This is a genomic window from Schwartzia sp. (in: firmicutes), from assembly GCF_978017985.1.
Genome location: NZ_CDXDFU010000055.1, coordinates 1 through 12,025, shown reverse-complemented (window position 1 = coordinate 12,025; position 12,025 = coordinate 1). Strand labels below are relative to the sequence as shown.

The following is a 12,025-nucleotide window of genomic DNA, read 5'->3' as shown; positions in this document are numbered from 1 at the left end:
CGTGATATGATGGCAGAGCGCAGGCTGGACGTGGATATCGAAGTTGACGGCGGTATTAACCCGACAACAGCGAAGGAAGTTATTGAAGCGGGAGCCAATGTACTTGTTGCGGGCTCTGCGGTGTTCGGCAGTGATGATCTCGCTGCTGCAGTATCTTCGCTGCGCGGATAAGGAGGAAGTTCAATATGGAAAAAGCAGTTGTTCTTCTTTCGGGAGGACTTGATTCGACCGTATGCATGGCCGTTGCACACAGCAAGGGCATGGAGCTGTATCCTATCAGCTTCAACTATCATCAGCGCCATAATATCGAGCTTGAAAGCGCTAAAAAGGTAGCGAAGCATTTCGGTGTAAAAAAACATCTGATTATAGAAACAAATATGGATGCTATCGGAGGCTCCGCACTGACGGATAACGCAATTGAAGTTCCGCAGGGAGATCCTGAGCGCGAGGATGTACCGGTAACATATGTTCCGGCGCGAAACCTCATTTTCCTCAGCTATGCTATGGGCTATGCGGAGGTATTGGGGGCGCAGCATGTGTTCATAGGCGTAAATGCGGTGGATTATTCGGGATATCCCGACTGCCGCCCGGAATTTATATCGAAATTTCAGGAGCTTGCAAACTACGCTACGCGTGCTACGGCTGTCGAGCATAAGGGAATCACTATTGAAACTCCGCTGCAGGATTTGTCGAAAAAAGAAATTGTGCTTTTGGGTACAAAGCTCAAAGCACCACTGGAATACACACACAGCTGCTACAAAGGCGGTGACAAGGCGTGCGGTGTATGCGACAGCTGCCGTTTAAGACTGCGCGGCTTTGAAGAAGCGGGCGTCAAAGACCCCGTACCTTACGCAAATCAGCAGTAAATTTCTCTTTTAAGGAGCTTTATTGGATGAGTAAATTCTATAAGCGTCTTGCAATATTGATATTGCTGGTGCTCGTTATATCCGGTTCGGTTATTTACTTTACCGTAGATATTCATACGCTTACGAATTTAACAGTATTTCAGCCTTGGTCGCTGGCACTTGCAGTGCTTTGCATGTCCATAGGGCTGTTTCTTGACGGTACAAGGCTTATGCACCTTGTGCATATATCGCATGAAAAGATAACCATCTGGCAGGCTGTCCAGGTCGTGTTCGGCAACTATTTTCTTGCACTGCTGACACCGGGAGCAACAGGCGGTGCCGTTGCGCAGCTGATGTTCCTGCGCCATGCGGGTGTTCCGACAGGAAAGGCCACTGTTCTGGTTTTTGTCCGTACAGTCGTGTCCATTCTATTCCTGATTCTTTGCCTTCCGTTCATCTTCATGCATGACTCCCATGTAATCCCGGGAATCTCTAACGGAAAACTGATGGCTATATCCGTCACGGCGTTTTTGGTTATCATGGTTTTGATTTTCGGAATAAAATCGAACCTTTTGAACCACCTTGCCGTAAAGATTGCAAGAAAGCTTGCTATCCCCAGAAGAAGAATTTTTATTAAAGGCTACCGTGACACGCAGAATGCAGTCCGTCTTCTTTATGCTTCACCGGGGGCTATGCTTCTCGTTTTCATTGAATCGGGGCTTTCACTCATTGCAATCTATGCCATTGTTCCGTGTCTCATGCTCGGACTGGGCGTGACAGATGCCGACTGGTATGCTGTCATGGGAAAAATGATTTTCCTGAACATGCTTCTTTATTTCATGCCCACACCGGGAGGCTCAGGCATAGCAGAGGGCGGTTTTGTACTTCTTTTCACTGACTTGGTTCCTGCCGGTACTGTAGGAATCGTTGCCGTCTGTTGGAGATTTATAGCGGAATATATCCCGTTTTTGATTGGTTTTTACTACACACTCAAGGTTTTCGGCTCAGGCTTTTTGAACAAGAAATAAAATCATAGTAAGTATAGGCAATTTGTGCTACAATATGTAAGTAAGTGAAATTCATATTCTTTTCATATGAAGGTAGTATGAGAAATTCACTTTTAATGTTTCATAGAATTTATCAGGTGGTGTTATTTTTTCCATGGGTGCGTCATTAAACGTAGGAATTGATATAGGCTCGACGACAATAAAAGTTGTTGTGCTGAATCAGGCAAAAGAAATTGTCTACAAAACCTATGAACGCCATTTTTCTGAAATTAGCAAGGCCTTACATGATAACTTAACTGCTCTGCGTGACGTTGTCGGCGGGCAGTGTTTTTCTTTTGCCCTGACAGGGTCAGCGGGTATGGGTGTAGCCCAGCGTGTCGGACTTCCGTTCGTTCAGGAGGTTATTGCTTGCGCGTCTGCAGTTAAATCTCTGATTCCGCAGACAGATACCGCTGTAGAGCTTGGCGGTGAAGACGCCAAAATTACATATTTTGGACGTGCTTCCGAGCAGCGCATGAACGGAGTGTGTGCAGGAGGAACGGGCGCATTCATTGACCATATGGCATCTCTTCTTTCCACAGATGCTTCAGGTCTTAATGCGCTGGCTGAAAAGGGCAAGCAGGTATATACCATTGCTTCACGCTGCGGCGTATTCGCAAAAACAGATATTCAGGCTTTGATTAACGACGGTGCATCAAAGGCGGATATCGCGCTTTCCATTTTCCAGGCAGTAGTAAATCAGACCATAAGCAATCTCGCACAGGGCCGTCCAATCTCAGGAAATATCGCATTCCTCGGAGGACCGCTTTACTTCCTGTCGGCATTGCGTGATCGTTTCATAAAGACGCTGAACCTTGAACCAAAGGACGTTGTAAAGGTAAAGGACGGCTGCTATTTCGTTGCTGTTGGCGCCGCCCTTTCTGAGGAAAGCCAGGTCATGGATTTCAGCCGTCTTACACAGAGCATTGAAAAAGCACGTCAGGATGTTGTGATAGATCATCACACATCTACCTTTGTGCTGTTTAATGACGACGAAGAATATAATGAGTTCAAAGAACGCCATGATAAAAACCGTGTGCCGCGCGGAGACTTTTCGTCATATGAAGGACCGCTTTATCTCGGTATCGACGCGGGCTCAACTACGACGAAAATTGCGGCAATCGGCAAAAATAAAGAACTCCTTTACACGGCTTACGGCAGCAACGGAGGCTCGCCGCTGAATTCTGTAATTGAGGAGCTTAAAACCTTCTACACAAAAATGACGGATAAGCAGTATATTGCTTCCGTTATGACAACAGGCTACGGAGAAGGAATTGTAAAAGCAGCAGTACACGCAGACGCAGGGGAAGTAGAGACATTTGCACATCTCCGCGCCGCGCAGGAATTCTGCCCGGATGTTTCCTTCGTTATGGATATTGGCGGACAGGATATGAAATGCTTCTTCGTCAATAACGGAAATATTGGCAACATTACTCTGAACGAGGCATGCTCGGCAGGCTGCGGCTCATTTATCCAGAACTTCGCGCAGGGACTCGGTATGACTTCAAAGGAATTTGCGGAAAAAGCTATTGATTCCAGAGAACCGGTTGACCTTGGCACACGCTGCACGGTATTTATGAATTCCCGTGTAAAACAGGCTCAAAAGGAAGGAGCGACTATCAGCGACATTTCCGCGGGTATTGCACTTTCTGTCATAAAAAATGCATTGTTCAAAGTCATGCAGCTCCGAGATGTTGCAAGTCTTGGCGAGCATATCGTTGTGCAGGGCGGAACCTTCTACAACGATGCCGTTCTCAGGGCAATGGAAAAGCTTCTCCAGCGTGAGGTTATCCGTCCGGATATCGCGGGCCTGATGGGAGCTTACGGTGCCGCGATTTTGGCGTTGGAGTCAGGCAGCACGCAGTCCACACTGCTCTCTGCAGACGAACTGGACGCATTTACGGTAGATACGAAATCCTACCACTGCAAGGGCTGCGGAAACCAGTGCCTTGTTACCATGTCTACATTTGCCGACGGAACACGTTACTTTACCGGTAACCGCTGTGAACGCGGCGCGGGACAGGAACGCAAGGCAGATAAAGTACCAAACATTTACGAGTACAAATACTATCGTCTGTTTGAATATTACAAGCCACTCGCACATCCGAAACGCGGTCAGATCGGAATTCCGCGTGTATTGAACATGTACGAGGACTATCCGTTCTGGTTCACGTTCTTTACAATGCTCGGATATGAAGTCGTATTGTCTGATAAGACTACGGCAAAAACCTATTTCAAGGGAATGGCTACCGTTCCGTCAGATTCGTTATGCTACCCGGCAAAGCTGGTACACGGGCATATAGTAAATCTCGCGGAAAAGGGCGTAGAAACGATATTCTATCCGTGTATTCCGTATAACATCGAGGATAAATTCCATCCGGGAGACAATCACTACAACTGTCCTGTTGTTGCCTCCTACGCTGAAAATGTCCGTGGAAACATGGATATACTTGAGGAAAAGGGAATACGCTTCATACAGCCGTTCCTGCCTATGAATGACCCGAAACGTATGGTGAAACGCCTGACAGAAGAGCTTGCCGTACTCGGGGTAACAAAAGACGAAATCGAAAGCGCGGTAGATGCCGCTTATATTGAGCTTCAGTATTACAAGAGCGACGTGGAGAAATACGGACGTGAAATCCTCAAGCAGATTGAGGAAAACAAAATGCCGGCGGTGCTTCTCGTCGGACGCCCGTATCACGTAGACCCGGAAATCAACCACGGTATTCCTGAAATGATACAGTCCTACGGACTCCCTGTCATTTCCGAGGATATGGTTTACCATCTTCCTGTAAAGGGAGACCCGCTGCAGATTGTAAATCAGTGGAGCTATCATGCGCGTCTTTACCATGCTGCAAGCTTTGCGGCAGAGCATGACAACATCACACTGATTCAGTTCAGCTCATTTGGCTGCGGTCTTGATGCCATAACGACAGGGCAGGTCAAAGCGATTCTTGAATCGCACAACCGTCTCTATACAATGATAAAACTGGACGAGGTATCAAACCTCGGAGCAGCGCGTATCCGCGTTCGTTCACTTCTTGCTGCGCTTTCACGCCGCAGTGTCATGCCGTACAAAAAGGCAGAGATTGTCGAGCGTCCGCGCTTTACGCAGGAATGCCGCAGAACGCATACGATTCTGGCACCGCAGATGGCTCCGGTTCAGTTCGAGCTTTTGAAAACCGCTCTTCATAAACACGGGTATAATCTGGTTATTCCGGAAATGCCTGGCAAGCACGCAATAGATTTGGGACTGCGCTACATTCACAATGACATGTGCTATCCGTGTATTGTAGTCGTAGGTCAGCTGCTTGCCGCAATAAAGAGCGGACAGTGCGACCCTGACAATACTTCCGTCATGCTTTTCCAGACATGCGGAGCATGCCGTGCAACGAACTATCTGAACCTCATGCGTGCGGCACTCAAGGACGCGGGATATCCGCAGATTCCTGTATTTGCATGTATCGGACGGCCCAGTGAGACAGATGCGTTTGTAATGTCCAGAAGCTGTTCCACAGATATAACAAAAGCAATAGTCTACGGAGACCTTCTGGTTCGTGTCAAAAACCGCATGAAGCCCTATGAGGCTGTGCCGGGGTCTACCGACAGACTCTACGAAAAATGGCTGCAGCGGTGTAAGGACGAGCTTGCAAAGAGCAACTATCTGAAATACTGCAGCAATATCAAACAGCTTGTAAAAGAGTTTGATAATCTCCCGATTGATGATACTGTGTGGAAACCGAAAGTCGGTATCGTTGGAGAGATACTTGTAAAATATCATCCGGTTGCAAACAACCATCTGGAAGAGCTTCTTACAGATGAGGGTGCAGAAGTTGTAATGCCGGACCTTCTTAACTTCATGGAGTACATGGCTTTCGATAATATCGTAAAACATGATATCCTTGCAGGAACACTTTTGGATAAGCTGAAATCCCAGATGTCCATAAAGGTAATGGAATTCTTCCGCAGTCCTGCTACACGGGCACTCAAAAAGAGCAGGCATTTCAATGCCCCTGCCAATATCTTTGAGCTTGCGGAGCTGGCACAGAAGCTTGTTTCCCTTGGGAACATGGCGGGTGAGGGCTGGTTCCTTACAGGTGAAATGATGGAGCTTGTGAATGATGACGTTCCTAATGTCGTCTGCCTGCAGCCTTTCGGATGCCTGCCGAACCATATCACAGGAAAAGGCGTAATGCACGCTCTCCGTAAAGAATATCCGGACAGCAACATTATCGCGCTTGACTGCGATGCGGGAACAAGTGAAGTTAACCAAATCAACCGCATAAAGCTCATGCTCTCGGTTGCAAAAGAAAAAAATTCTGCTGCCCAGGGCGATGCAGTGTAAAACGAAGAGTTGTGAAGAAATAGAAATATGCCTTCTCCAAATGGGGAAGGCATATTTTTCACAGCTCTTTTTCTTTGTGATAAATGGGAGTGTATTATGGCAGCTGCAGCTTATAAAAAATTTAATCGTGACAAAAGTAGCTAAGTGTTTAGAAATTTTGATAATGATGGTATAATGATAGTTGGTGAAATAGAACCGAAAACGGTTTCGGTTAAAAAATTCTGCAAGGCTGAAAGGGGCAGCAGGATGGCGACGAAAAAATGTACATTGGATGAGCTTGAGCCGGGAATGATACTGGACAGGACGGTATTGACAGATACCGGATCGACGCTGATGGATGCGGGAACTGTGCTTACGGCACGCCATATTGATATTCTGAAGAACCGCTTTTCAGATGGATATATGTCGTTCTTCATTAACAGCGCGATTATGGATGAAGACCTTCAGGCGCTCTTTATGGGCGGCGATACTTCGAAGGTTGAGCCGGAGGGTGCTGTTATTGATCCGCGTTACAAGAGTCTCTATCAGGAAGTTATGGACGATATGCGGCTTCTTATCGAGCAGAAGCGGAAGTATAACGTCCTTGATTTGGAGTTAATAGGTAATTTTTTGGCGGATAAGAAGCTGGATGAGCTTTGCGACGGAGCGAGAGCTGTTTCGCAGATTCACAGCATGAAGCGCGAGGGCGATTATCTGCTGAATCACAGCATTCATGTTGCTATTCTTGCAGGTCTGATGGGGCGTTGGCTCCGCTGGCCGCGTGCTGACCGCGAGCGTCTTCTTTTGGCAGGACTGCTCCATGATATCGGAATGCTTGAAGTGTCTGATGAAATCCGCGATAAGAAAGGTTCGTTGAATGATGCGGATCGTGCAATTATTGAGAAGCATCCGAAGTATGGCTGTGAGATGCTGATGCAGAGCGGACTGAAAAAAGAGACAGATATTTTGAGTGGTGTTTTCCAGCACCATGAACGTTTGGACGGTTCGGGATATCCTGAGCATTTGAAGGATAAGGAAATATACGCCTACGGGCGTATTTTGGCGATTTTGGATGAGTATGATTCCGTTGCGGCAAGCAGCGGCAGTGTAAATCATCCGTCGCCGTTTGAGATTTTTGACAAGCTGTCTGCCGATATCATGGAAGGAAAGCTGGATGCTGAGTATGGCATTCTGTTCATCAAGAATGTATGTCATGCACTTGTGGGGACATGGGTGCGGCTTACGGACGGACAGAAGGCTCGCATTGTGTATATCGACCAGAGCCGTACGAGCGCGCTGCCGATTGTCGAGACTGAACGCGGAGATTTCTGGGATATTGCAACCAAACGTGATGTAAAAATCAAAGAGTTCCTTACGATTGATGAAATCTCAGGTAATTAAAGAGAATTGATATTTTTAAGCTGCCTTCGTTTTGAGGGCAGCTTTTTTATGTGGAAGGTTGATATTTGTTTTCGGCGAAAATGGCTGTATAACCCGGCAGAATATATTTCTTACCTATAGCGGTGCATATATATATCGCGCTCTGTTGCGACACGAAGCTGGTGCCCGCGTTGAAACGCTGACAGAGGTAGTTTTGCCTTTGGCAAAACCGGAACGAATGCGTTATAATTAACTATGCTGAAGTGTTTTGTCAGAAATGGAGGCAATCATGCCAAAAGTACCTAAACTAAATACTATCCAATTTGGTGAGGCGGTTCCTTTCAAGGTTGAGGCTCCGTTTGAGCCGATGGGAGACCAGCCGAAGGCTATCGAGGATTTGGCGCAGGGGATTCAGAACGGAATGGATTCGCAGGTGCTGCTCGGTGCTACAGGCACAGGTAAGACGTTTACTATAGCTAAACTCATTGAGAAAGTCCAAAAACCAACCCTTGTTATTGCCCACAATAAGACACTTGCCGCCCAGCTTGCAAGTGAGTTCAAAGCCTTTTTTCCAAACAATTATGTAGGATATTTTGTAAGTTATTACGATTACTATCAGCCGGAGGCTTATATTCCTTCGACGGATACTTATATTGAAAAGGACGCGTCCATCAATGACGAGATTGATGAACTGCGTCATTCTGCGACCTGTTCGCTGTTTGAGCGGAGAGATGTTATTGTTGTAGCCAGTGTGTCGTGCATTTACGGTCTCGGCTCTCCTGAAAGCTATCATGAGATGGTGCTTTCGCTGCACAAGGGGCAGACGATTGAGCGTGAGGCTATCCTGCATAAACTGGTTGCGATTCAGTACGAGCGCAATGATATAGGATTTGACCGCGGCAAGTTCCGTGTACGCGGTGATGTAATAGAGGTTTTTCCTGCGGGGTATAATAACCGTGCCGTGAGAATTGAGCTTTTCGGTGATGAGATTGACCGTATTGTGGAATATGATGTTACGTCTGGAGAGGTGTACGGAGAACGTACACATTCAATGATTTTTCCTGCATCCCATTATGTTACTTCACGGGATGATATGGAAATCGCCATGCAGACTATCCGCGAGGAGCTTGATGAACAGCTTGAGTTTCTGACCGCACAGGGAAAGCTGCTTGAAGCACAGCGTTTGAAGCAGAGAACGAATTATGACCTTGAGATGATGCAGGAGATGGGTTACTGCTCGGGCATTGAGAATTATTCAAGGCATCTGACTCACAGAAACGCGGGAGATGCTCCTTATACGCTGCTTGATTATTTCCCTGAGGATTTTTTGATTGTTATGGACGAGTCTCATGTGACAATGCCGCAGCTCAGGGCTATGTATGCGGGTGACCGCTCACGCAAGGAGTCTTTGGTGGAAAACGGATTCCGTCTGCCGTCGGCTTTCGATAACCGTCCATTGACTTTTCAGGAGTTTGAGCAGCGAATAAATCAGATTGTTTATATTTCTGCTACCCCCGCGGCTTATGAGATGGAGCGCGCACAGCAGGTGGTACAGCAGATTATCAGACCGACGGGACTTCTTGACCCTGTGGTTGAGGTGCGTCCGCTTGAGGGACAGATAGATGATTTGATGGGAGAAATCCTGAAGCGTACTGCCGTGCATGAGCGTGTGCTTATTACGACGCTGACTAAAAAGATGGCAGAGAACCTGACGGATTATTTGAAGGAAGCAGGTATCAAGGTGCGGTATCTGCATTCGGATATTGCTACTATGGAGCGTGCCAAGCTAATACGTGATTTGCGTGCAGGCGTGTTTGACGTATTGGTGGGTATCAATCTTCTTCGAGAGGGATTGGATATGCCGGAGGTTTCTCTTGTCGCGATTCTTGACGCGGACAAGGAAGGCTTCCTGCGTTCGGATACTTCGCTCATTCAGATTATCGGTCGCGCGGCCCGCAATGAGCACGGACGGGTTATTCTGTATGCTGATGTGGAGACGGATTCCATGAAGCGCGCCATGAGTGAGACTTTGAGACGCCGTACTGTGCAGGAGGCGTTTAACAAGGAGCATAATATCACACCGAAGACAGTTGTAAAGCCTGTCAAGGATTTGATTGAAACTACCCTTGTTGCTGAGGAGGCTGCCGAGTACAGCACCGGCGAAAAGAAGAAAAAGCATAAAATGACCAAGAAGGAGAAGCAGGAGCTTTTGAAGACGCTTACACGACAGATGAAGGAAGCGTCGAGAGCGCTGGAGTTTGAAAAGGCAGCTGAGCTTCGCGATATGATTTACGAGTTGGAAGGAAAGTAAAGAATGGATGAAATGATTCGTATCCGGGGTGCCCGGGAACATAATTTGAAGAATATAAATGTCGAGATACCGCGAAATAAGATGGTTGTTATTACGGGGCTGTCAGGTTCCGGAAAATCATCTTTGGCGTTTGATACGATTTATGCCGAGGGACAGAGACGCTATGTGGAGTCGCTGTCCTCTTACGCCCGCCAGTTTTTGGGGCAGATGGATAAGCCTGATGTGGACTATATAGAGGGACTTTCTCCTGCTATTGCCATAGACCAGAAAACGACGAGCAGAAATCCGCGTTCTACTGTGGGTACAGTGACGGAGATATATGATTATCTGCGTCTTCTTTTTGCGCGCGCAGGAAGGCCGCATTGTCCGAACTGTGGAAAGCCTATAACTCAGCAGACAGTAGACCAGATGGTAGACCAGATTACGGCATTGCCTGAGCGGACAAAGCTTTTGGTTCTTGCTCAGATTATCCGCGGAAAAAAGGGACAGCACCGACAGATTCTCGACCATATCCGCAGAGAGGGTTATGTGCGTGTCCGTATCGATGGTATAACCTATGATGTAAATGATGAGATTGAGCTTGATAAAAATAAAAAGCATACAATCGAGGTGGTAATAGACCGTCTTGTTGTGCGTCCTGATATGGAGCAGCGTTTGGCGGATTCTCTTGAGACGGCGCTGAAGCTCGGGCAGGGCGTGGTATATATCCAGATTGTTGACGGTGAAACTCTGATGTTCAGTCAGAATTTTGCCTGCGTGGACTGCGGAATCAGCCTGCCTGAAATTGCTCCGCGCATGTTCTCGTTTAACAGTCCTTTCGGAGCATGTTCGGAGTGCAGCGGTATCGGAAGCTATATGGAGTTCAATCCGGAGCTTGTTATTCCTGATCCGGAGCTGACTTTTGCAGAGGGTGTTTTTGCGCCGCTTTCCAAAAATCTGAACTCATACGCCATGTGCCAGATTGACGCTGTACTGAAAAAATATGGATATTCAATTGATACGCGCTGGTGCGATGTAAACAAAAAAACACAGAAGATACTTATGTATGGCGGCGGCGACGAGATTTTTGATTTCTGGTATGAAAACATGTTCGGGGAATATAAGGAACATCATACGGTGTTTGAGGGTGTAATGCCTATGCTTGAACGCCGCTACAAGGAATCCGATTCGGATGATATGCGTGAATCCTACGAGAACTACATGACAATCAGCGCATGTCCCGCGTGTCACGGCGCACGGCTGAAGCCTGAAGCTCTCGCTGTGACGATTGGCGGAAAGAATATACATGAGGTCACGGGCATGAGCATCCGTGAATGTGATGAGTTTTTCCAGTCCGTTGATTTTACGGAAAGGGAGCAGAAAATCGCTGCGCAGATTCTGAAAGAGATTCATGCGCGGCTCGGTTTCCTTATTCATGTGGGGTTGGATTATCTCACGCTTGCGCGCTCGGCAGGTACGCTTTCGGGCGGAGAAGCACAGCGCATACGTCTGGCAACTCAGATTGGTTCGGGACTTGTGGGAGTGCTGTATATTCTTGATGAGCCGAGTATAGGTCTTCATCAGAGGGATAATGACAGGCTTTTGGCTGCTTTGAAGCATCTGCGTGATTTGGGAAATACGCTTATAGTTGTCGAACATGATGAAGATACTATGTACGCTGCGGACGAGATTATAGATATCGGGCCGGGCGCGGGCGAGCATGGCGGTACGATTGTGGCTCAGGGTACGGCAGAGGAAATCAAAAAGATTCCTGAATCCGTTACGGGCCAGTATCTCAGCCGCACGAAATTTATTCCTGTTCCTGCGGAACGCCACAAAGGAAATGGAAACTTTATCGAGATAATTGATGCGACGGAAAACAATCTTAAGCATCTTGATGTTAAATTCCCGCTCGGAACGCTGACACTTGTTACGGGGGTTTCAGGTTCCGGAAAGAGTACGCTCATAAATGAGGTGCTGTTCAAGGGAATTGCCGCACGGCTGTACCATGCAAAAGGACAGCCGGGACGCCATAAAAAGATACTGGGACTTGAGAATATAGATAAAATCATCAATGTTGACCAGTCCCCTATAGGGCGCACACCAAGGTCGAATCCTGCTACATATACGGGCGTTTTTT

6 protein-coding genes and 1 pseudogene are annotated in these 12,025 nt (G+C 47.3%); all 7 read left to right on the top strand.

What is annotated here, in order from left to right; translation table 11 throughout:
• A pseudogene (locus tag ACY69O_RS02790) lies at nucleotides 1-171 on the top strand (ribulose-phosphate 3-epimerase); the annotation flags it as partial.
• 14 nt (nucleotides 172-185) lie between these two features.
• Nucleotides 186-866, top strand: coding sequence for a 7-cyano-7-deazaguanine synthase QueC (gene queC / locus ACY69O_RS02785; protein WP_462331946.1), 681 nt, complete (start codon nucleotides 186-188; stop codon nucleotides 864-866).
• Nucleotides 867-892: 26 nt separating this feature from the next.
• Nucleotides 893-1,873, top strand: a complete 981-nt coding sequence (locus tag ACY69O_RS02780; protein WP_462331945.1) for a lysylphosphatidylglycerol synthase transmembrane domain-containing protein — start codon at nucleotides 893-895, stop codon at nucleotides 1,871-1,873.
• A 133-nt stretch (nucleotides 1,874-2,006) separates the two neighbouring features.
• Complete coding sequence (locus ACY69O_RS02775) at nucleotides 2,007-6,236, top strand: acyl-CoA dehydratase activase-related protein (protein WP_462331944.1); 4,230 nt, start codon at nucleotides 2,007-2,009, stop codon at nucleotides 6,234-6,236.
• Between the two features lie 246 nt (nucleotides 6,237-6,482).
• Nucleotides 6,483-7,616 (top strand): HD-GYP domain-containing protein, encoded by a 1,134-nt coding sequence (locus ACY69O_RS02770; protein ID WP_462331943.1) that lies wholly within the window; start codon nucleotides 6,483-6,485, stop codon nucleotides 7,614-7,616.
• Nucleotides 7,617-7,884: 268 nt separating this feature from the next.
• Nucleotides 7,885-9,906, top strand: a complete 2,022-nt coding sequence (gene uvrB, locus ACY69O_RS02765) for an excinuclease ABC subunit UvrB (RefSeq protein ID WP_462331942.1) — start codon at nucleotides 7,885-7,887, stop codon at nucleotides 9,904-9,906.
• Nucleotides 9,907-9,909: 3 nt separating this feature from the next.
• The coding region (uvrA, locus tag ACY69O_RS02760; RefSeq protein ID WP_462331941.1) for an excinuclease ABC subunit UvrA at nucleotides 9,910-12,025 on the top strand (2,116 nt) is incomplete at its 3' end.

What these genes read in the sequence shown, in the direction of transcription:
- queC (WP_462331946.1), top strand. Translation starts at nt 186, where the DNA reads ATGGAAAAAGCAGTTGTTCTTCTTTCGGGAGGACTTGATTCGACCGTA.
- ACY69O_RS02775 (WP_462331944.1), top strand. Translation starts at nt 2,007, where the DNA reads ATGGGTGCGTCATTAAACGTAGGAATTGATATAGGCTCGACGACAATA.
- ACY69O_RS02770 (WP_462331943.1), top strand. Translation starts at nt 6,483, where the DNA reads ATGGCGACGAAAAAATGTACATTGGATGAGCTTGAGCCGGGAATGATA.
- uvrB (WP_462331942.1), top strand. Translation starts at nt 7,885, where the DNA reads ATGCCAAAAGTACCTAAACTAAATACTATCCAATTTGGTGAGGCGGTT.
- ACY69O_RS02780 (WP_462331945.1), top strand. Translation starts at nt 893, where the DNA reads ATGAGTAAATTCTATAAGCGTCTTGCAATATTGATATTGCTGGTGCTC.